General features: G+C 51.9%; 19 protein-coding genes. 10 read left to right on the top strand and 9 right to left on the bottom strand.

The genetic code is table 11. The annotated features are described in order from the left end of the window. Nucleotides 1-442: 442 nt before the first annotated feature. On the top strand, nucleotides 443-1,906 hold the full coding sequence (locus MUG06_RS00595) for a M48 family metallopeptidase (RefSeq protein WP_215845894.1): 1,464 nt from the start codon (nucleotides 443-445) through the stop codon (nucleotides 1,904-1,906). Nucleotides 1,907-1,911: 5 nt separating this feature from the next. After that, a complete protein-coding gene (arsC, locus tag MUG06_RS00590) occupies nucleotides 1,912-2,259 on the top strand; it encodes an arsenate reductase (glutaredoxin) (RefSeq protein ID WP_243077422.1) in 348 nt (115 codons plus the stop codon). A gap of 10 nt (nucleotides 2,260-2,269) precedes the next feature. Here arsC and hda read toward each other — a convergent pair whose 3' ends face one another. The 3 genes from hda to upp form a co-directional block, all read right to left on the bottom strand. After that, a complete protein-coding gene (hda, locus tag MUG06_RS00585) occupies nucleotides 2,270-2,971 on the bottom strand; it encodes a DnaA inactivator Hda (RefSeq protein WP_243078467.1) in 702 nt (233 codons plus the stop codon). A 93-nt stretch (nucleotides 2,972-3,064) separates the two neighbouring features. After that, nucleotides 3,065-4,348: a uracil permease gene (gene uraA, locus MUG06_RS00580; protein WP_243077421.1), complete on the bottom strand. Its 1,284-nt coding sequence runs from the start codon at nucleotides 4,346-4,348 to the stop codon at nucleotides 3,065-3,067. 190 nt (nucleotides 4,349-4,538) lie between these two features. Next, the gene (gene upp / locus MUG06_RS00575; RefSeq protein ID WP_215845890.1) at nucleotides 4,539-5,165 is read right to left on the bottom strand and encodes a uracil phosphoribosyltransferase; all 627 of its coding nucleotides are present in this window, start codon (nucleotides 5,163-5,165) and stop codon (nucleotides 4,539-4,541) included. Between the two features lie 229 nt (nucleotides 5,166-5,394). On the opposite strand from upp, the gene purM reads away from it, so the two are divergent. Both purM and purN read left to right on the top strand, forming a co-directional pair. Next, nucleotides 5,395-6,435 carry a phosphoribosylformylglycinamidine cyclo-ligase gene (purM, locus tag MUG06_RS00570; RefSeq protein ID WP_243077420.1) on the top strand — a complete coding sequence of 347 codons (1,041 nt, stop codon included), beginning with the start codon at nucleotides 5,395-5,397 and terminating at the stop codon, nucleotides 6,433-6,435. Beyond that, the gene (gene purN / locus MUG06_RS00565; RefSeq protein ID WP_215845887.1) at nucleotides 6,432-7,070 is read left to right on the top strand and encodes a phosphoribosylglycinamide formyltransferase; all 639 of its coding nucleotides are present in this window, start codon (nucleotides 6,432-6,434) and stop codon (nucleotides 7,068-7,070) included. The genes purM and purN overlap by 4 nt, the downstream gene beginning before the upstream one ends. A gap of 39 nt (nucleotides 7,071-7,109) precedes the next feature. Here the strand turns inward: purN and pstB are convergent, their stop codons facing one another. The 3 genes from pstB to MUG06_RS00550 are packed head-to-tail and all read right to left on the bottom strand — an operon-like array spanning nucleotide 7,110 to nucleotide 11,617. Further along, complete coding sequence (gene pstB / locus MUG06_RS00560; protein WP_243077419.1) at nucleotides 7,110-7,877, bottom strand: phosphate ABC transporter ATP-binding protein PstB; 768 nt, start codon at nucleotides 7,875-7,877, stop codon at nucleotides 7,110-7,112. Between the two features lie 12 nt (nucleotides 7,878-7,889). Continuing rightward, complete coding sequence (pstA, locus tag MUG06_RS00555; protein WP_243077418.1) at nucleotides 7,890-9,524, bottom strand: phosphate ABC transporter permease PstA; 1,635 nt, start codon at nucleotides 9,522-9,524, stop codon at nucleotides 7,890-7,892. Next, entirely contained in the window at nucleotides 9,521-11,617 is a 2,097-nt protein-coding gene (locus MUG06_RS00550) for an ABC transporter permease subunit (RefSeq protein WP_243077417.1), read from the bottom strand. The genes pstA and MUG06_RS00550 overlap by 4 nt, the downstream gene beginning before the upstream one ends. Nucleotides 11,618-11,767: 150 nt before the next feature. Between MUG06_RS00550 and ppk1 the strand changes: the two genes are divergently transcribed. From ppk1 to MUG06_RS00520, 6 genes are all read left to right on the top strand, one after another. Then, nucleotides 11,768-13,828 carry a polyphosphate kinase 1 gene (gene ppk1, locus MUG06_RS00545; RefSeq protein WP_243077416.1) on the top strand — a complete coding sequence of 687 codons (2,061 nt, stop codon included), beginning with the start codon at nucleotides 11,768-11,770 and terminating at the stop codon, nucleotides 13,826-13,828. 5 nt (nucleotides 13,829-13,833) lie between these two features. Continuing rightward, a complete protein-coding gene (gene ppx / locus MUG06_RS00540) occupies nucleotides 13,834-15,357 on the top strand; it encodes an exopolyphosphatase (RefSeq protein ID WP_215845882.1) in 1,524 nt (507 codons plus the stop codon). A gap of 35 nt (nucleotides 15,358-15,392) precedes the next feature. Beyond that, nucleotides 15,393-15,998 (top strand): tellurite resistance methyltransferase TehB, encoded by a 606-nt coding sequence (tehB, locus tag MUG06_RS00535; protein WP_215848230.1) that lies wholly within the window; start codon nucleotides 15,393-15,395, stop codon nucleotides 15,996-15,998. A 97-nt stretch (nucleotides 15,999-16,095) separates the two neighbouring features. Then, nucleotides 16,096-16,281: a YfgG family protein gene (locus tag MUG06_RS00530; RefSeq protein WP_243077415.1), complete on the top strand. Its 186-nt coding sequence runs from the start codon at nucleotides 16,096-16,098 to the stop codon at nucleotides 16,279-16,281. A 123-nt stretch (nucleotides 16,282-16,404) separates the two neighbouring features. Further along, nucleotides 16,405-17,838 carry a magnesium transporter gene (gene mgtE, locus MUG06_RS00525; RefSeq protein WP_215845880.1) on the top strand — a complete coding sequence of 478 codons (1,434 nt, stop codon included), beginning with the start codon at nucleotides 16,405-16,407 and terminating at the stop codon, nucleotides 17,836-17,838. A 27-nt stretch (nucleotides 17,839-17,865) separates the two neighbouring features. Continuing rightward, complete coding sequence (locus tag MUG06_RS00520) at nucleotides 17,866-18,045, top strand: DUF2158 domain-containing protein (protein WP_215848229.1); 180 nt, start codon at nucleotides 17,866-17,868, stop codon at nucleotides 18,043-18,045. Nucleotides 18,046-18,080: 35 nt separating this feature from the next. Here the strand turns inward: MUG06_RS00520 and MUG06_RS00515 are convergent, their stop codons facing one another. The 3 genes from MUG06_RS00515 to guaB form a co-directional block, all read right to left on the bottom strand. Next, nucleotides 18,081-18,854 (bottom strand): DUF3750 domain-containing protein, encoded by a 774-nt coding sequence (locus MUG06_RS00515; protein ID WP_243077414.1) that lies wholly within the window; start codon nucleotides 18,852-18,854, stop codon nucleotides 18,081-18,083. A gap of 103 nt (nucleotides 18,855-18,957) precedes the next feature. After that, nucleotides 18,958-20,538 (bottom strand): glutamine-hydrolyzing GMP synthase, encoded by a 1,581-nt coding sequence (gene guaA / locus MUG06_RS00510; protein WP_243077413.1) that lies wholly within the window; start codon nucleotides 20,536-20,538, stop codon nucleotides 18,958-18,960. Between the two features lie 71 nt (nucleotides 20,539-20,609). Continuing rightward, nucleotides 20,610-22,076 (bottom strand): IMP dehydrogenase, encoded by a 1,467-nt coding sequence (guaB, locus tag MUG06_RS00505; RefSeq protein ID WP_215845877.1) that lies wholly within the window; start codon nucleotides 22,074-22,076, stop codon nucleotides 20,610-20,612. Nucleotides 22,077-22,218: the final 142 nt, after the last annotated feature.

Genomic DNA, 22,218 nt, shown 5'->3' with positions numbered 1-22,218 from the left:
AGTTAATTCTTTATCTTTTTGCGCTATTTTTTCAGAGTAAACCTGGAAAAAAACATGCCACATTCAATTTTTTTGAGTAAATTTACATAACTTTAATTCGAAGCAATTTCGAAGCTGACGCTGTTACTTGGGCAAGAACGCATATTTAAACTTTTTTGTTAATTAGCGATAAGAATACACCGCAATAATTCTCTGTATTCCTGAATAGCGTTGCAAAATATGACAAGTGTTTAACTTTCGTTGACGTTAGCAAGACATTCAATTTTTTGCTGCAACTTAGCCCATTAGGTTAGCAAGGAGCGCGTGCTTTGGCAGAAAACCACATTTCTTTCTTACCGGGCTGTGGTTAAGATAGGCGCGAAGCGTGATTACCCCCTTAAAAAAAAAGAACATTACCGCTGCGCACCTGTCCAATCTCAGGGCTTCTCTACAGGATTACATCATGTTGAACCGGTTAAAGAAAACGCTGCTCGCCGCGCTCATTCCCACTTTGATGCTGACCAGCCTGGCACCTGCCAGCGCCGATGTCAGTGATTCGTTGCCCGATATAGGCACGACTGCCGGATCGACCCTTTCCATTAATCAAGAATTACAGATGGGCGACTTCTACGTGCGCCAGCTTCGAGCCAGTGCACCGCTGATCAATGATCCTTTGCTTAACCAATATATTAATCAGCTCGGTCAGCGGCTGGTCGCACATGCAGATTCGGTAAAAACGCCGTTTCACTTTTTCCTGATTCAAAATGATGAACTCAACGCCTTCGCCTTTTTCGGCGGTAACGTGGTGCTGCATTCAGCGCTGTTTCGCTATACCGACAACGAGAGCCAGCTGGCTTCGGTGGTCGCGCATGAAATATCCCACGTCACCCAGCGCCATCTGGCGCGAGCCATGGAAGATCAAAAACGCAATGCGCCGCTAACCTGGGTTGGTGCGCTGGGATCGATTCTGTTAGCAATGGCGAACCCGCAAGCCGGAATGGCGGCGCTGACCGGTACGCTAGCAGGCACGCAACAAGGGATTATCAGTTTTACTCAGGGCAATGAGCAGGAAGCCGATCGCATTGGTATTCAGGTATTACAACGCGCCGGATTCGATCCCCAGGCGATGCCTAATTTTCTGCAAAAGCTCGCCGATCAGACGCGTTTCTCCTCCAAACCGCCCGAAATTTTATTGACACACCCGCTGCCCGATAGCCGTCTCGCCGATGCACGCAACCGAGCTAATCAGATGCGTCCGGTCGTTGTGCAATCTACCGAAGACTTTTATATGGCCAAGGTACGTGCGCTGGGAATGTATGCCACGGGGCGCAATCAGCTGACCGACGAACTGCTCAGCCAATATGCTAATGGCAACGCACGCGAACAAATGGCCTCGCAATATGGGAAAGCGGTACAATTTTTACAGGCTAAAAGTTATGGCGATGCGAAAAAGATCATCGCGCCCTTGCTGGCGAAGCAGCCGAATAACGTCTGGTTTCTCGATATCATGTCAGATATCGAGATTGGGCTGAATCAGCCGCAGCAGGCGATAGCCTTACTCAACGGGGCAAGCGGCGCGAAAAACAGTCCGGTGGTACAGCTCAACCTTGCCAATGCCTACGTCGAAGCCAAACAGCCCGCCAATGCCAGCCGCATCCTGAATCGCTATACCTGGGCGAATAAAGATGATCCTAATGGCTGGGATTTGCTGGCGCAGGCCTCTGCACAACAGGGTTTGAATGATGAAGAACTTTCGGCGCGTGCGGAAAGTCTGGCGCTTAACGGCCAGCTCGATCAAGCCATTTCTGCGTTGAGCCGTGCCAGCACCCAGGTTCCACTCGGTAGTCTGCAGCAAGCGCGTTATGATGCGCGCATTGACCAGTTACGTCAGCTGCAACAACGCTTTAAGCAGTATCAAAAAGGATAACGATAATGGTGGCCATTTATCACAACCCGCGCTGTAGCAAGAGCCGCGAAACGCTGGCACTGCTCATAGCACGCGGCATTGAACCGGAAGTAGTGCTTTATCTGGAGACCCCACCGGATCGTGAAATACTGCAAATTTTGTTGAAAAAGCTCGGTATGACCAGCGCACGGCAGCTCATGCGCAATAAAGAAGATCTCTATAAAGCGCTGGCGCTCGGTGAGGCTGACAAAAGTGAAAGTGAGTTAATTAACGCGCTGGTGGCGAATCCCAGGCTTCTTGAGCGGCCAATTGTGATCAACGGCGAGCAGGCGCGGCTGGGTCGACCACCGGAAGCGGTGCTCGACATTCTTTAAAAACGGAGTGTTAAAGGCCGAGCGTCTCTTTAACGAAAGGAATGGTCAGCTTGCGCTGTGCGCTGATGGAGGCGCGATCAAGCCGATCCAGCGTTTCAAACAGCGTTCGCATTTCACGATCGAGACGCTTGAGCAGGAAGCGCCCCACATCTTCCGGCAGTTCGAATCCACGCAAACCGGCGCGCAATTGCAGCGCTTGCAGTTTGTCTTCATCAGAAAGCGGCTGTAAACGGTAGATTTGTCCCCAATCGAGGCGCGAAGCCAGATCGGGTAAATGTAGATTGAGTTGTCGCGGTGGGCGATCGCCGGTGATCAATAAACGCGTATTACCGGTTTCCAGAATGCGGTTATAGAGATCAAAGATCGCCATTTCCCATTCAGCTTCACCTGCAATGCATTCAATATTATCGATACAGACCAGCGCCAACTGTTCCATGCCGTCTAAGACTTCCGGTACAAACCAGGTGCGTTTATCCAGCGGAACGTAGCCAACCGCTTCACCACGCGCAGACATTTCAGCGCACGCGGCGTGCAGCAAATGACTGCGTCCTCCGCCTTCGCGTGACCAGAAATAGAGATAGCTGCCATGATGTTGAGTGAGAGCACCCTTTAACGCAGCAATCAGCGACGGGTTTTCCCCTGGCCAGAAGCTGGCAAAGGTTTCGTCGTCAGGTAAATAAAGTGGCAATGATAATTGTGCCGGCGTGTTCAGAAGCACCTCAGCAAGCGAACAAGCTAAAAACCGGGGAAGTCTACCACAGTTTTTAAAAAGAGATGAATGAGGCTTCCCTGCCTCGCTTTGGTCTTAATGGCCGCTTTTTTCTTCGGCGTCCAGCACCACTTCTTCCGGTCGCAGTAGTGAGATGACGCGGAAAATCAACGCCAGCCCAACACCAACCAGCGTCGCTAATGCCATGCCTTTCAACTCAGCCGCGCCGATGTGCACTTTCGCGCCGCTCACGCCAATGATCAGAATCACCGAGGTGAGGATCAAGTTTTGCGCTTTGTTGTAATCCACTTTGGATTCGATCAACACGCGGATACCTGAAGCACCGATAACGCCATAAAGCAGTAACGATACACCGCCCATTACCGGTACTGGCACTGCCTGAATCGCTGCCGCAAGTTTGCCAACGCATGAGAGCAAGATGGCAAAGATAGCTGCGCCGCCAATGACCCATGTGCTGTAAACACGCGTAATCGCCATCACGCCGATGTTTTCGCCATAAGTAGTGTTAGGCGTAGAACCAAAGAAGCCGGAAATCATGGTCGATAAACCGTTGGCGAACATTGAACGGTGTAAACCGGGATCGCGGATCAAATCCTTTTTCACGATATTCGCTGTCACTACCAAATGCCCAACGTGCTCAGCAATGACCACCAGCGCAGCCGGTAGAATTGTCAGCATCGCCACCCATTCGAATCGTGGGGTATAAAAGGTCGGCAACGCAAACCATGGCGCGTTGTAAACGCTGGTCCAGTCGACAATGCCCATAAAAAAGGAGAGCGCGTAGCCCACCAGCACACCCACCAGAATCGGGATAATGGCGAGAAAACCGCGAAACAGCACCGAACCAAAAACCGTGACGGCCAGCGTAACCAAGGAGATGATTACCGTCTTGCTGTCTGGCGAACTGCCTTCAGCAGGTAACAATCCCGCCATATTCGCCGCTACGCCCGCCAGCTCAAGGCCGATGACCGCAACAATAGCGCCCATGGCTGCGGGCGGAAACATCACATCGAGCCAGCCGGTTCCTGCTTTTTTGACGATCAACGCCACCAGGCAGAATAACAAGCCACACAGGATAAAACCGCCAAGCGCCACTTCATAACCCAACGGTAACAGCAGCAGCACCGGTGAAATAAAAGCAAAGCTCGATCCTAAATAGGCGGGGATTTTACCTTTACAGATGAACAGATAAATCAGCGTGCCAATACCATTGAACAGCAACACCGTAGCCGGGTTGATGTGAAACAAAATAGGCACCAAAACCGTTGCGCCAAACATGGCGAACAGATGTTGCAGGCTGAGTGGAATAGTTTGCAGTAGCGGCGGTCGTTCGCTAACGCCAATGGCGCGACGTGTCATCAGTAATCCCCTGTCTCCTGTATACCGCGCATTGCCGTTGCGTTGGCTGCTCTCGCTCACCCGACCCACTTACTTAAGTAAGCTCAACGGTTTGAGATCGTTTGCCGCCTTGCTGCAGCGCGAGATATTTGGAGATAATGTTGTTTTATTTTTGCCAAAAAAAAGCCGACTCTCTCGCCGGCTGCTTTCTTTATTTGGTTCCGAAAATCTTGTCTCCGGCATCGCCGAGTCCAGGAATGATGTATCCCTTTTCGTTTAATCCCTGATCGATAGACGCGGTGTACAGCTCAACATCAGGATGCGCTTTTTCCAGTGCGGCAATCCCTTCTGGTGCGGCGACTAAGACCAACACCTTGATGCTGCTACAGCCCGCTTTCTTTAACAGGTCGATGGTGGCAATCATCGAACCGCCGGTGGCGAGCATGGGATCAACCACCAGTGCCAGACGCTCTTCAATATTAGAAACCAGCTTCTGGAAATACGGCACTGGCTCCAGCGTCTCTTCATCACGGTAGACACCCACTACGCTGATACGCGCGCTCGGAACATGCTCCAGCACGCCTTCCATCATGCCGAGGCCGGCACGCAGAATTGGCACTACGGTAATTTTTTTACCTTTGATTTGATCGACTTGCACCGGGCCATTCCAGCCCTCAATGGTCACGCTTTCGGTTTCCAAATCTGCGGTGGCTTCGTAGGTCAGCAAGCTGCCTACTTCCGAGGCCAACTCGCGGAAACGCTTCGTGCTGATATCGTGCTCACGCATCAAGCCCAGTTTATGTTTGACCAGCGGGTGTTTGACTTCCACGATCTTCATTGGTGTTCTCCCGGAATGAGTTGAGCTAAAAAAAAATCGCGGGATTATACCGCCTTTTCTTGTTTGCGCCATATGCCCTTGCGCAAAGAGGAAAGTTTTACCGCAATAAAATAAGGATTGATTAAAATCGCATGGCGCGCAATCTGAGACTCGCAAACGTTTGCCTGCGCTGTTAGAATTGCCGCGCTTTATTTTAACCACCAACCGCAACTCGCGTGGGGACCTCGCAGTGACCGACAAGACCTCTCTCAGCTATAAAGACGCCGGTGTTGATATTGATGCTGGTAACGCTCTGGTTGACCGTATTAAAGGCGTAGTGAAAAAGACTCGTCGCCCGGAAGTAATGGGTGGATTGGGCGGTTTCGGTGCGCTTTGTGCGCTGCCGCAAAAATACCGTGAACCCGTGCTGGTCTCCGGCACCGATGGCGTAGGTACCAAGCTGCGTCTGGCGATGGATCTCAAGCGCCACGATGCTATCGGCATTGATCTGGTTGCAATGTGCGTTAATGATCTGATTGTGCAAGGCGCTGAGCCGCTGTTCTTCCTGGATTACTACGCGACCGGCAAGCTGGATGTGGAAACCGCATCTGCCGTGATCACCGGTATCGCCGAAGGCTGTCTGCAATCGGGTTGTGCGCTGGTTGGCGGTGAAACCGCTGAAATGCCAGGCATGTATCACGGAGAAGACTACGACGTTGCGGGTTTCTGCGTCGGCGTGGTTGAGAAGTCAGAAATTATTGACGGCAGCAAAGTGCAAGATGGCGATGTGCTGGTTGCGCTGGGCTCTAGCGGTCCGCATTCCAATGGTTATTCGCTGGTGCGCAAGATTCTTGAAGTCAGCAACACCGATCCGCTGGTTGAACAGCTGGATGGCAAACCGCTGGCTGACCACCTGCTCGAACCGACCCGCATCTACGTGAAAAATATCCTCAGCCTGATCGAGCAGATTGACGTGCATGCTATCTGTCACCTGACCGGTGGCGGCTTCTGGGAAAACATTCCTCGCGTGTTGCCTGACAATACGCAAGCGGTGATTGACGAGAAGAGCTGGCAGTGGCCTTCTGTGTTCACCTGGATGCAGCAAGCGGGTAACGTTAGCCGTCACGAAATGTACCGCACCTTTAACTGCGGTGTGGGCATGCTGATTGCGCTGAGCCCAGCTGATGCTGACAAAGCGGTTGAACTGATGAGCGCAGCCGGTGAGAAAGCGTGGAAAATCGGTGTGATTAACGCCTCTGACTCTGAAGAGCGTGTGGTTATTAACGGATGAAAAAACTGGTTGTGCTGATTTCCGGTAACGGAAGTAATCTTCAGTCCCTCCTTGACGCCTGCGCAAGCGGGCGTGTTCACGGCAGTGTCGCTGCCGTGTTCAGTAACAAAGCCTCTGCCTTTGGTTTAGTACGGGCTAAAGAAGCCGGCGTGCCGACACATGCGTTAGCCGCCAGCGACTTCGCCGATCGTGAAGCTTTTGATCGCCAGCTGATGACAGAGATCGATGCTTACGCACCCGATCTGGTGGTGTTAGCCGGCTACATGCGTATTTTAAGCAGCGCTTTTGTGGCGCGTTATCACGATCGCCTGCTGAACATTCACCCTTCCCTTCTGCCGAAATATCCCGGCCTGCATACGCATCGTCAGGCGCTGGAAAATGGTGATGCCGAGCACGGTACGTCAGTACATTTCGTTACTGATGAACTGGATGGCGGCCCGGTTATTTTGCAAGCCAAAGTGCCGGTGTTTGCTGAAGACAGTGAGCAAGAGATTACGCAACGCGTTCAGCATCAGGAACACGCCATTTACCCGCTGGTGATTAACTGGTTTATCGAAGGACGATTGACGATGCGCGACGGAAAAGCCTGGCTGGATGGCGAACAGCTTCCGCCACAAGGGCACGCCCACGAATGATTTTCCAAGGAGAAGCCCAGGCTTCTCCTTTTGGTTTCCTCAACCGTAGCGCCCGGTAATGTAATCTTCCGTGCGACGCTCTTTCGGCGTAGTGAAAATCCGATCGGTTTCATCAAACTCTACTAATGCGCCGTTGTGCATAAAGGCTGTGTAATCAGATACGCGCGAAGCCTGCTGCATGTTGTGTGTTACCAACACCAGCGTGAAGTGCTGCTTTAGCGTGGTCATCAGCTCTTCAATCACCAACGTGGAGATCGGGTCCAGCGCGGAGGTCGGTTCATCCAGCAACAACACTTCTGGCTCGATAGCAATCGCCCGGGCAATCACTAATCGCTGCTGCTGACCGGTTGAAAGCTTTAACGCATTTTGACCCAGCTGATCTTTCACTTCACTCCACAGTGCCGCCGCTCGCAGCGCGCGTTCGCAGGCTTCATTCAGCACGCGCTTATCGCGCACGCCCTGCAAGCGCAAGCCATACACCACGTTTTCATAGATCGATTTAGGGAAAGGATTAGGCCGCTGAAACACCATGCCGACCCGCCGACGTAAGGCAGAAAGATCCTGGTTAGGATTCATAATCGCCCATTGGTCGAGCAAGATTTCGCCCTCAATACGGCAGTTATCGATCACATCATTCATGCGGTTGAAGCAGCGCAGCAGCGTTGATTTACCGCAGCCAGAGGGACCAATCAGCGCGGTGATGCGATTTTTAGGTACTTGCAGCGAGATATCTTGCAGCGCCTGGCGCTCGCCGTACCACAGCGAAAGATGGTTTACATGCAGCGCAATGTCAGTTTCGGGCGTCATAGTTATAGCCTGTTATTGAGTCATAAGGCGATAGCGCTCACGCAGACGGTGACGCAGGCCCATTGCCAGCAGATTTAGCGACAGAATGATCAGCACCAGCAGCAGTGCGGTAGCAAACACTACTGGCCGATCGGCTTCGATGTTTGGACTTTGAAACGCTAAATCGTAAATCTGAAAACCGAGGTGCATGAACTTGCGGTCAAGATGCAGATAGGGGAAAACAGCATCTACCGGCAGTTCAGGCACCATTTTTACGACGCCCACCAGCATCAGCGGTGCCGTTTCACCGGCAGCGCGCGCCACCGCTAAAATCAAACCGGTGAGCATTGCCGGAATCGCCATCGGCAAGACCACATGCCACAAGGTTTCGGCCTGCGAGGCACCCAATGCCAGCGAACCTTGGCGCAGGCTGTTTGGAATGCGCGACAAGCCCTCTTCGGTCGCGACGATCACCACCGGCAATGTCAGCAGCGCCAGCGTTAATGCTGCCCACAACAAACCTGGCGTACCAAAGGTTGGATTGGGTAATGCGTTACTGTAAAACAGCTGATCGAGCGTGCCGCCAACGCCCCAGACAAAGAAGCCGAGGCCGAATACGCCATAGACAATTGACGGCACACCCGCGAGATTCACCACCGCAATACGCACCAGACGCGTCAGCGCATTACGTCCGGCATATTCATGCAGCCAGACGGCAGCAACCACCCCGAACGGCATCACCACCACTGACATCAACAGCACCATTAATACCGTGCCAAAAATAGCGGGAAATGCGCCGGTTTCACTTTCGCCGTCTGCGGCTGAATCGCTGACAAAATGCCAGAGCTGTTGCACAAAATGCAGCAGCTTTTCATTAAGGTTGAGGGCATTGGGTGTCCATACGTCAACAATCTGCGTCAACGGAATCACATGATTATTGCCTTCCACATCACGCAGGATCAGCACGTCGCGCTGACTTTCATGCTGCAATCTCCCCAGCGTCGCGCTGAGGTGGTCAAAGCGCCGCTGTAATGCCGCCTGATTAGCCTGATATTCTGACTGCACCTGCATATCAAACTGATTAGCCTGTCGCTGGCGCTCAGCTTGTTCATCCAACATGTCTAATTGCTTGTTGAGCCGCGCCATATCGATGCGCCGAATCTGGTTTATCTCACGAATCATGGTATGAACCTGAGCCAAACGCTGACGCAGCAGCGCATGGATGTTCTGCGCAGTAAGCACTTCATTATCTTCACGCAGGCCAACTAACCAGCCGTAAGCATTGCCGTGGATGCGGCGTTGCAATACCAAAATATCTTTAGGTCTGCTCACCTCAGCCGGTTCGCGGCTGTAGGCAACGCGAAAATCGGGCGCATCCCAATCGCGGTTACCGGTTTTTATCAGATAACGATTCACATGGCCTGCGCTATTGCCCTGCTCATCCGCGGGGGCCGGAAACTGCTTTTGATGTTCCACGGTTTCGCCCAGTAAGCGGCTTTCGCTGCCATCAGGCTGAGTGAAGGTGTAAAGATCCACAGGCTGCGGCCAAAAAACGCGTGCGCCCTGCCATGCCAGCAAGGCAATCAGGAGCGCGAACGCCAACAGGCAAACCGTGACAGCGCCTGCGGTTAGCCAGCGCCAGCGGTTATTTTGTCTTATCGCCCTCATGCTTGTTCCTCATGCTGGCTGTAGCGCTGACGCAAACGCTGGCGGATCAGCTCGGCGATGGTGTTAATCACTAAGGTAAAAATCAATAGCATCAACGCACTTAAAAACAGAATACGATAATGCGCGCTGCCTACCGCCGCTTCAGGCATTTCAATAGCAATATTGGCGGATAAGGCGCGCAGGCCGCTAAATAAGCCACCCTCGCTTTGCGGCGTATTACCCGTTGCCATCAGCAGAATCATGGTTTCGCCAACCGCACGCCCAAAGCCGATCATCAGCGCGGCAAAAATACCGGCTGAGGCACCCGGTAAGACCACGCGGGTTAAGGTTTGCCATGGCGTTGCGCCTAACGCTAGCGAGCCCTGCCCGAGCTGAGCGGGCACGCTGAACAACGCATCTTCGGCGAGTGTGAAGATCAGCGGCACCAGCGCAAAACCCATGGCTAATGCGGCGACCAGCAAATTGCGCTGCTCGTAATGCGGCATCCACTCGCCTGCATCACGCATCACCAGGGTCGGCAGCCACAGCGTCAGCAAGGTGACAAGCAGCAACAACGGCAGCAGCAGCAAGACTTCACGTCCCGGTTGACGCCAGCGCGCGGGTAGACGCGCGCTGAGCACGCCACACAGCAGCAGGCTGGCGGCTAAGGTAAGCGGCAGCAACAGTACGCCAATCAGCGCCTGGCTGATATGCGGTGCCAGCCATAAACCGGCAATCAACCCAATCACCACGCTTGGCAGCGCGCCCATCATCTCAATGGCGGGTTTAACCCAGCGGCGTAGACCCGGCGCCATAAACCAGGCGGTGTACATCGCAGCGGCTAAGGCCAGCGGTGTGGCAAACACCAACGCCAGGCTGGCCGCTTTTAAAGTACCAACCACCATCGGCATTATGCTGAACTTGGCTTGATAACTGTCGCCTGCGGCGGTGGATTGCCATACCCAATCAGCTTTCGGATAGTTTTCGTACCAAATTTTCTGCCAGAAACTCCGCCAGGTGACATCGGGCCAGGGATTATCCAGCTTAACGGTCTGCCAACTGCCTTTGCGTTCTATCAGTAAACTGTTGCCACTCGGCGAGAATTGCGCGTGCAGAATTCCGGGTTCAAGCTGACGCTGCAAAATGGGGCCATTCTGCTTGCTGGCAAACAGCTTCACCCTGCCCGTTTCTGAGTAGGTGGCGAATACACGGCGCTGAGATTCGGTAATGATCTGCGTGTTGCCTGCGCTGTGCTCAAAGGTGCGAATTTGATGCAGACGCGGGCCTTGTTCTCCCGCAATTGAAAACCATTGAGTAATTCCCGTTTCATCCTGAATCAGCAATGTTTTTCCGCCGGTTAATATGTGCAGGCTCTGCGGCACCTGCGACAGCGTTTGGGTTTCACGCAGCAGCGCTTGCTGATTATCCAGTTGCCAGACGCGCAGGACATTGCCTTCGCTGGTGTACAGCAGATCGCCTTGCGGCGAGAGAATAAATTGATCGACATGGGACAGCGGCAAATTGATGGCATTTGCCTGACGATCGGTGCCTAGCGTCAGGATGCTCAGCCCATTTTCGGTCAGGGCCGCAATACGCCATTGGCCTTGATTCAGCGACGCCAGCGACATTTTCTTTACCGCGCCCTGCGGCAGATGAAAGGGTTTATCACCCAGCGGGAAACGCCATTGCGCCTCGCCGCTTTGCATTGTCGGTTGCAGCAGCAATAAATCACCCTGCAGGTTGAGCAACAGTGTTTGCCGATCGGCGCTGGATACCACGTCACGCGGCGCAGGCGTCAATGTCAAAGCATGATCGGCGGGTTGCCCATTGAGCGGAATAAAACGGGCGGTGCCTGAAGTACTGATACGCCAACCATTGCTGCCATCATTACCTATCGCCAACGCAGGCGCACGATCCCACAACTGTTGCGTATTAGCCGGCTGCATGCTGGGCGCGCTGAACAGCGGCGTCACCACCCAAATCAGCCAAAAGAACAGCAGCAACATCAGCAACAGGATTGCGATGCCACAAGACGTGACCAGTCGCCGCGTTAAACGGTCGATCGCACGACGTCGGCGGTCGCTAAACTGGACGGGAATGTGGTTTACGCTCATGCGGTCCTAAATGCAGCGGAAAATAAGCCGCTATGTTGCCCGTAGCTGGTTGATAAGACAACTATTGACGTTGGACAAGCTTGCCATACTCTCGCCATAATGATGTTGGATACTGGATCTTCAGTCCTGCAACCGCGATACGGAGTAAGAATGGGTCAGGTAAAGCTATATATTGAAAAAGAATTAAGCTGGTTATCCTTCAATGAACGTGTCTTGCAGGAAGCAGCGGACAAAAGCAATCCACTGATCGAACGCATGCGGTTTTTGGGCATTTACTCCAACAATCTTGATGAATTCTATAAAGTGCGTTTCGCCGATCTCAAGCGCCGCATTCTTATTGGTGAAGAGCAAGGTTCCGCCAGCACGCCGCGTCATTTATTCAAAAAAATCCAACAGCGAGTGCTTAAATCTGACCAAGAGTTTGATACGCTTTATAACGATCTGCTGCTGGAAATGGCACGTAATCAAATATTCCTGATCAATGAACGTCAGCTTTCACCGAATCAACAAGTCTGGCTGCGCCACTACTTCAAACACGAACTTCGCCAGCACATTTCCCCGATTTTAATTACCCATGAAACTGATCTGACCGAATTCCTTAAAGACGATTACACCTATTTGGCGGTTGAAATTATTCGTGGCGAAAACATTCGCTATGCGCTGTTAGAAATTCCATCAGATAAAGTACCGCGCTTCGTTAACTTGCCTGCTGAATCACCGCGCCGACGCAAGCCCATGATTCTTTTAGATAACATCCTGCGTTATTGCCTGGATGATATTTTCAAAGGCTTTTATGACTACGATGCGCTCAACGCCTATTCGATGAAGATGACGCGTGATGCGGAATATGATCTGGTGACAGAGATGGAATCCAGCTTGCTGGAACTGATGTCTTCAAGCCTGAAACAGCGTTTAACAGCAGAACCGGTGCGTTTCGTTTACCAGCGCGACATGCCCGATACCATGGTAGAACTGCTGTGTCATAAACTGTCGATTACCAACTTTGACTCCGTGCTACCGGGCGGTCGCTATCACAATTTCAAAGACTTCATCAGTTTTCCCAATGTCGGTAAAAACAATTTAGTCAACCGACCGTTGCCGCAAATTCGCCATATTGGCTTTGATGGATTCCGCAACGGCTTTGATGCAATTCGTAACCGCGATGTCCTGCTCTATTATCCGTATCACACCTTTGAGCATGTCCTGGAATTGCTGCGTCAGGCTTCGTTTGATCCCAGCGTGCTGGCGATAAAAATCAATATCTATCGCGTCGCAAAACACTCACGCATTATGGATGCGATGATTCACGCTGCTTATAACGGTAAAAAAGTCACGGTGGTGGTTGAGCTGCAGGCGCGTTTTGATGAAGAAGCCAACATCTACTGGGCAAAGCGCCTGACTGAAGCGGGTGTACATGTGATCTTCTCAGCGCCGGGCCTGAAAATCCACGCCAAGCTCTTCTTGATCTCGCGCCGCGAGGGTGAAGATATTGTGCGTTATGCGCACATCGGCACCGGCAACTTTAATGAGAAAACAGCCCGTCTTTATACTGATTATTCTTTACTGACGGCAGATGCGCGCATCACGAATGAAGTGCGTCGCGTGTTTAACTTTATTGAGAATCCCTATCGTCCGGTGACGTTTGAGCATTTGATGGTTTCCCCGCAAAACTCACGTCGGATGTTGTATCAGTTGATCGATGAAGAGATCGCTAACGCGCAGCAAAAATTGCCGTCCGGCATTACTCTGAAAATTAATAATCTGGTGGACAAAGGACTGGTTGACCGGCTTTATACAGCGTCCAGCGTTGGGGTTAAAGTCAACTTGCTGGTGCGCGGAATGTGCTCGCTGATCCCTGATCTGCCCGGCATCAGCGAAAATATTCGCGTCACCAGTATTGTTGATCGTTACCTGGAACACGATCGCGTTTATATTTTTGAGAACAACGGCGATAAGAAAGTGTTCCTCTCTTCTGCGGACTGGATGACGCGTAACATCGATTACCGAATTGAAGTGGCGGTGGCGATTCTCGACCCGCAAATTAAGCAGCGCATCCTCGATATCATTGCTCTTCAGTTAAGTGATACGGTGAAAGCGCGCATTATTGATAAAGAATTAAGTAACCAATACGTTTCGCGCGGCAACCGTCGTAAAGTGCGCTCGCAGCTGGCGATCTATGATTACATCAAGAAACTGGAACAACCTGAATAAATCCTATGCCAATTTCCCAGAAGAGTACGCCTAAACCTCAAGAGTTTGCGGCGATTGACCTCGGTTCGAACAGTTTCCACATGGTTATTGCCCGTGTGGTTGATGGCGCTATGCAGGTGCTGGGCCGCCTGAAGCAGCGCGTGCATCTGGCTGACGGGCTTGACGCGAATAATCGTCTGAGCGAAGAGGCAATGGAGCGCGGCCTGAGCTGTCTGGCGCTGTTTGCTGAGCGTTTACAAGGCTTCAGAGCCAGCAATGTCACCATTGTCGGCACCCACACGCTGCGTCAGGCCGTCAATGCGGAAACCTTCTTGCAGCGCGCTGCGGACGTGATCCCTTATCCGATTGAAGTGATTTCCGGCCATGAAGAGGCGCGTCTGATTTTCATGGGTGTGGAACATACCCAGCCGGAAAAAGGCCGCAAGCTGGTGATAGACATCGGTGGTGGTTCAACAGAACTGGTGATCGGTGAAGATTTCGAACCGCAGTTGGTGGAAAGCCGCCGCATGGGTTGCGTCAGTTTTTCTCAACTCTATTTCCCTAAAGGGGAGATCAATCGCGACAATTTCCGCCGTGCGCGTTTAGCCGCAGCGCAAAAGCTTGAAACGCTGGCGTGGCAATATCGCTTGCACGGTTGGCAGTATGCGCTGGGCGCATCTGGCACCATAAAAGCTGCCTGTGAAGTGCTGCAAGAGATGGGCGAGAAAGAGAAATTGATTACGCCTGAACGCCTTGAAATGCTTTATGACGAAGTCATGAAGCATAAATCTTTTGCAGCCTTGAGCCTGCCCGGTTTATCCGAAGAGCGTAAAAGCGTTTTCGTGCCGGGATTGGCGATTATTTGTGGTGTGTTTGATGCGCTGGCGATCCGCGAATTACGCCTTTCTGATGGTGCGCTGCGTGAAGGCGTACTGTATGAAATGGAAGGACGCTTCCGTCACCAGGATATTCGCAGCCGCACAGCGCAAAGTCTGGCTAATCACTATGCAATAGATAGCGATCAAGCCCGTCGCGTACTGGAAACCACCGAGCAGCTTTATCTGCAATGGCGCGATCAGCATCCCAAGCTGGCTAATCCACAATTAGCTGCGCTGCTGAAATGGGCGGCGATGCTGCATGAAGTCGGGTTAACCATCAACCACAGCGGCTTACAGCGCCATTCGGCCTACATTCTGCAAAACACCAACATGCCGGGTTTTAATCAGGATCAACAAATGCTGCTGGCAGCGCTGGTAAGGTTTCATCGCAAAGCCGTCAAGGTAGATGAACTGCCGCGAGTGACGCTGTTTAAGAAAAAGCAGTTTGTTCCGCTTATCTTTCTGCTGCGCCTGGGCACGCTGCTGAACAATCAGCGCCAGGCGACAACCCGCCCAGATTCACTCAAACTACGCTGTGATGATGGACACTGGACCTTAACGTTCCCGACGGGCTTCCTTAGCCAAAATAATCTGGTACAGCTCGATTTAGAGCGCGAACAGATTTACTGGAATGATGTAACCGGCTGGAAGCTGATTCTCGAAGAAGCCTGATGATGTGGGCGTTTAGCGCCTACAACACTGAAATAATGACTATGACGACATTAAAACAGAACATTTTTACTGAAAAATATGGCCTGACGCCAACCCACTCCGAAGTGCTGGAAGCCTTTCCTCAGCTCAAGGTGGGTAAAGCGTTGGATCTTGGCTGTGGCAATGGCCGCAACACGCTGTTTCTCAATCAGCAAGGCTTTGATGTCACCGCCTGGGATCATAATCCGCAGAGTCTGGCGCGCCTGAATAGCATTATCGCGGAAGAGGGTTTACAGGGGATTCATACCGAACAGCGCGATCTCAACAACACGCGTTTTAATGGCGGCTACGACTTTGTGCTGTCTACGGTGGTGATGATGTTTCTTCAACCAGAAACCATTCCGCAGTTGATCGCAGACATGCAGGCCAGCACGGTAAAATATGGCTTCAATCTGATTGTGGCAGCCATGAATACTGATGATACGCCCTGCCCGGCTGATTTTTCCTTTGCCTTTAAATCGGGTGAACTCAGCAATTATTACCGCAACTGGCACATTCTGAAGTACAACGAAAACCTCGGACAGCTGCATCGTACTGATGAAAATGGCAATCGCATTAACTGCCGTTTCGCTACGCTGCTGGCACAAAAAGCCAGCTACTGATTATTTTCGCTGTTTTTTTAGACAGCGATTGATTTCATCCGGCGACTGTGACTAAATATTGCAATCGCCCATTTGGGTCATTACAGGAACCACCCGCGTGAACAGCGCTTTATCCCCTCGAAGACGTCAGAAAACCGGCACCATGACCCGGATTGTTCTGTTGATCAGTTTTATCATCCTTGTTAGTCGCCTGATTTTTCTCCTGCCTGCTGCTTTCGAACATCATCAGCAAAAAAAATCCATGCATGAACCGGTAAGCCTTAGCGTCAACAATTCCCGTTAGCTAAACGTGTTTTTCACATGAATAAGTAAAACGCTGTCCAAATGACAGTGTGATTTTTTGCATCCCTTTTGCAAACGAAACGCTACACTTCGTGCTGGTGCTTTCAGACAAAAGGGACTCAATATGTCTGCCTCTCACTCTCAACTTTTAAGTGAAATACGTCATCGTATTCTGACGCTGCTGCTCAATGAGCACGATCTGGTTGATGCGCTGCTGGAGAAATCCACCGACTTCAGCCCTGAACAGCAACGTGAAAATTCGATTCAACGCGAAAAGCTCGAACAGGATATTATCCAACTGCATGCCGCAGATTTGGCCGATATTCTTGAAGCGTTACCCGAAGAAGAACGCCAGGCGTTGTGGCGTTTAGTGCCGAATGAACGACGCGGTCATGTGTTAGTTGAAGCCTCTGAAACGGTGTGGGCCAGCCTGACCGAAGAGATGAGCGATCGCGATATTTTGCGCGCCATTGAGCCGCTGGATATTGATGATCAAGTCTGGCTGGCACGCTATCTGCCGCGCGATCTCACTGGACGCCTGCTCACCAAGCTGGAACCCGGATTGCGCGCTCGCATGCTCAACGTGGTGCAGTTTGACCGCGATCGCGTCGGGCGAGTCATGGATTTCAATATCCTGACGGTCCGTGCCGATGTCACTTTAGCCACCGTGCAGCGTTTCTTACGTCATCGTAAGAGCATGCCGACCGGTACCGATAAACTGTTTATCACGACCAAAGAAAATCAGTTACTAGGCGAGTTGCCACTAACTGATATTCTGCTTAATCAACCGCAAAAACGTGTTTTTGAAGTGATGAACACGCGCCCCACGACCTTTCAACTCAATGACAAAGCCGAAGACGCTGCCAGCGCCTTTGAACGCTATAATTTAATATCCGCAGCGGTCATCGACGCCAAAGGCAAGCTTATTGGCCGCGTCACCATCGAAGACGTTATCGATTTGGTGAACGAAGAGAACGAAAGCAATATCCGTAAAATGGGCGGTATCAGCCAGGAAGAAGACGTTTTCGCGCCGGTGCGTAAATCTGTTCGCAATCGCTGGGCGTGGCTGGCACTTAATCTGTGTACCGCCTTTGTCGCCTCACGCGTTATCGGCTTGTTTGAGTCAACTATTTCACAACTGGTTGCGTTGGCAACGTTGATGCCAATTGTTGCCGGCATTGGCGGCAATACTGGTAATCAGACCATTACCATGATTGTTCGCGCCCTTGCTCTGCACCAGGTTGAGCCTGGTAACTTCTCTTTTCTGATTGTCCGTGAATTGGGCGTTGCCTTGATTAACGGTCTTTTCTGGGGTGGCATCATGGGCCTGGTAACGTGGCTGATGTATGACAATGTTGCGCTGGGTGGCGTGATGATGCTGGCGATGGTGCTTAACCTGCTGCTTGCAGCATTAATGGGCGTGCTGGTGCCCCTGGTGATGACCAAAATGAAGCGCGATCCGGCGATTGGTTCCAGCGTGTTGATTACCGCTATCACCGATACAGGCGGCTTCTTTATCTTCCTTGGACTGGCAACCGTTTTCTTAATAAACCATTGATTCACATAACAACAGGATGGAGAAATGATGTTTAATATTGATGATTTTGTACAAGCAAAAACCGGCGGACCAAAGATGTTAGTTCTGCGAGTGGAAGGCGATACGTTATGGTGCGCACGCGTAGACGACGCGACAAAAAAGGAAATTGAAGTAAAGGCCGACAGCGTGAATGTGTATCACGAAGACGGTGATTTCGGCGTCTGTTAATCAAAAAAGCCCCGCTTTTACGGGGCTTTTTTGCATTACGGATTATCTTGCTGAAGGTTGTCATTACCTATCCCGCCAATGAACGGTAAACGCAGACGAAATGGCGTAAAATCCAGCCCCATATTCAAGCCTAAAATGTTAAGTTCAAAGCCCTCTTCCGCACCAAGCGTAATGCCCGCCACGCCCAAAACAGAGACTTGCACACCTCTGCCAGACGGCGGCAAGCCAATCGGGCGCCACAGCGGACGGTAATCTTTTCCCAACGCATTAGCGGGCAGATCCAGTTTTAGCGCAGGAACGTCGCGGCCAATGTGCGCCAGAAAAGTGTTGCTGTTGGGCCCAGGCCACGCATGATATGTCTGCGGCCAGGGATACGATTTAATGGCTGCTTCAATCTGAGGAATCATCGCTTCAGCCTCAGGTCCGCGATGATTTACCAGCAAGCGCGGTTTCGCACCGTACCAATATCCATCGGCGATGTTGGTGTTGCGTCGTACTTTATCCCCGCTGCCCCAACTGATCACCTCGTAGCGGTTGTATTGCGTTTCCCCGGCACGTTTAAAGATAATCCATGGATGCACCGCCACCGCGCCCTTCCAGCCATAGGTCGGCGCAGCATAAACCTGCACAATCGCTAAGTTGGCGTAAGCACGTGGATCGGGCGCAATCCCGGCAGAATCACGTCGTGCAGACCACCAGCCGCCCTGACTTGGCGCGTCACTATGCCGTGTCGCCTGCGCAATACTTGCACCCAGTGATAGCAGCAATACAGCAAGAAAACAGAGACTGAACACTTTTAGTGGAAGCATGTGGTTATCCCGGTAAGTAAAGGCAGAGAAAGAAAATCGCCAGTCAATCTGGCGATTGAACTGGCGATTTAATCATCAACGCATCTCAGGATAAGTCAGAAACTTATTCCCATTCAATGGTCGCCGGTGGTTTGCCGCTAATATCGTAAACGACGCGGGAAATACCGTTAACTTCATTGATAATGCGGTTGGAAACACGGCCAAGGAACTCATAAGGCAGGTGCGCCCAATGTGCGGTCATGAAGTCGATGGTTTCAACAGCACGCAGTGAAACAACCCAATCATATTTACGGCCATCGCCCATCACACCCACTGAACGTACCGGCAGGAACACGGTAAAGGCCTGGCTGACTTTGTTGTAGAGATCGGCTTTGTGCAGCTCTTCGATGAAGATCGCATCGGCACGACGCAGCAGATCGCAATACTCTTTCTTCACTTCGCCCAGTACGCGCACGCCCAAACCTGGACCCGGGAACGGATGGCGGTAAAGCATGTCGTAAGGCAGGCCCAACTCCAGACCAATTTTGCGCACTTCGTCTTTGAACAGCTCTTTCAGCGGCTCAACCAAACCCAGCTTCATCTCTTTCGGCAGGCCACCCACATTATGGTGTGATTTAATCACATGGGCTTTACCGGTAGCAGAAGCAGCAGACTCGATAACATCAGGATAAATGGTACCCTGCGCCAACCATTTCACTTCAGTCAGCTTGGTCGCTTCTTCGTCAAACACTTCAACGAACACGCGGCCAATGGTTTTGCGTTTAGCTTCTGGCTCGTCAATACCTGCCAGCGCGTCAAGGAAGCGCATCTCAGCCGGTACGTGAATGATGTTCAGACCGAAGTGGTCACCAAACATATCCATTACCTGCTCTGCTTCATTGAGGCGCAGCAAACCGTTGTCGACAAATACGCAGGTCAGGCGCTCGCCAATAGCGCGGTGCAGCAGCATAGCGGTAACGGAAGAATCCACGCCACCTGATAAGCCAAGAATGACTTTATCGTCACCAATCTGCACACGTAGACGTTCAACAGCGTCTTCGATGATTTTTGCCGGTGTCCACAGCGCTTCACATTCACAGATATCGATGATGAAACGCTCAAGCATGCGCAGACCCTGACGCGTGTGCGTCACTTCTGGATGGAACTGCACGCCGTAAAAACGTTTCTCTTCATTGGCCATGATGGCAAACGGACAGGTTTCAGTGCTGGCAACGGTCACGAAGTCAGCGGGGATTGCCGTGACTTTGTCACCGTGGCTCATCCACACATCCAACAGCGGCTTGCCTGTGGCGCTGATCGCATCTTCGATGTCGCGAACCAAGGCACTTTTGGTGGTCACTTCAACCTGAGCATAACCAAATTCACGCTCGTTAGACCCTTCAACTTTGCCACCCAGCTGAATCGCCATGGTCTGCATGCCGTAGCAAACGCCCAGCACCGGTACGCCAGCGGTGAAGACATATTCAGGTGCGCGTGGGCTGTTGAGTTCGGTGGTGCTTTCCGGGCCACCGGAAAGGATGATGCCGCTGGGATTGAACTGGCGGATCTGCTCTTCGGTGACATCCCATGCCCAGAGTTCGCAGTACACACCCAGTTCACGTACGCGGCGTGCAACCAGTTGAGTATATTGAGAACCAAAATCGAGAATCAGAATGCGATGCTTATGGATATTTTCCGTCGTCATTGAGGTGTTTCCAGAACGGTGACTTGATAATAAAAGCGCCCGGGTTGAGCCGGGCGGGAAATCTTACGGGATTATGAACCCATGCGGTAGTTCGGTGACTCTTTGGTGATGGTCACATCATGTACGTGGCTTTCATTGATGCCCGCGCCGCTGATGCGAACAAATTCAGCTTTGGTACGCAGATCGTCAATGGTTGGGCAACCTGTCAAACCCATGCAAGAGCGCAAGCCGCCCATCTGCTGGTGAACGATCTCTTTCAGACGACCTTTATAGGCTACGCGACCTTCGATACCTTCCGGCACCAGTTTGTCTGCGGCGTTGTCAGTCTGGAAGTAACGGTCAGATGAGCCTTTAGACATCGCACCCAGTGAACCCATACCACGATAAGATTTGAATGAACGGCCTTGATACAGCTCGATTTCACCAGGTGATTCTTCAGTACCCGCCAGCATGGAGCCGACCATCACACAAGATGCGCCCGCTGCGATAGCTTTCGCAATGTCGCCTGAGAAGCGAATGCCGCCATCAGCAATAACAGGAATGCCGGTCCCTTCCAGGGCTTCTACTGCGTCGGAAACTGCAGTGATCTGAGGAACACCCACACCGGTAACGATACGCGTAGTACAGATTGAGCCAGGGCCGATACCGACTTTTACTGCGCTTACACCTGCTTCTACCAGCGCTAATGCGCCCGCTCCGGTTGCCACGTTACCGCCAAGGATTTCGAGATCTGGGTATTTTGCGCGGGTTTCGCGAATACGCTGAAGTACCCCTTCAGAGTGTCCATGGGAGGAGTCGATAAGCAGCACGTCAACACCTGCCGCCACCAGCGCATCAACACGCTCTTCGTTGCCAGCACCGGCGCCAACAGCAGCACCCACACGCAGACGGCCTTGAGCGTCTTTACAGGCGTTTGGTTTACGTTCTGCTTTCTGGAAGTCTTTTACAGTGATCATGCCCAGCAGGTGGAAGCTATCATCCACCACCAGCGCTTTCTCAACACGTTTTTCATGCATTTTTTGCAGAACCACGTCACGCGCTTCGCCCTCTTTCACCGTCACTAAACGCTCTTTCGGCGTCATGACCGCAGAAACAGGCTGCGTTAAATCAGTCACAAAACGAACGTCACGACCGGTAATAATACCAACCAGTTCGTTGCGGGTGTTTACAACCGGGTAGCCTGCAAAGCCATTGCGCTCAGTCAACGCCTTCACGTCTGCCAGCGGGGTAGTTGGCAGCACGGTTTGTGGTTCGGTTACTACGCCGCTTTCATGTTTTTTAACTTTGCGAACTTCATCCGCCTGGCGTTCAATCGACATATTTTTGTGAATGAAGCCCAGGCCACCTTCCTGCGCCAGCGCGATGGCCAAGCCCGCTTCAGTCACGGTATCCATGGCAGCGGAAAGCATAGGAATGTTTAAACGGATATTTTTGGTCAGCTGAGTGCTGAGGTCAGCCGTATTTGGCAAGACGGTGGAGTGTGCAGGAACGAGCAAAACGTCGTCGAAAGTGAGTGCTTCTTTAGCGATTCTTAACATGGCAATACTCCACCTCGGGTGAATGAGAATAGATAAAATATTGCCGCGGCATTATACAGGCCGTAATCGATTGCCTCCAGCTTTATTTAAGAAAAAGTCTTGATCCGCTGTATCAGCCCTGTAGTATCGACTAATTAACCTG

This window comes from Pantoea sp. MQR6, assembly GCF_022761075.1.
In the GTDB taxonomy this organism is placed as follows: Bacteria; Pseudomonadota; Gammaproteobacteria; order Enterobacterales; family Enterobacteriaceae; genus Pantoea; species Pantoea phytostimulans.
This window is presented reverse-complemented; position numbering and strand designations above follow the sequence as displayed.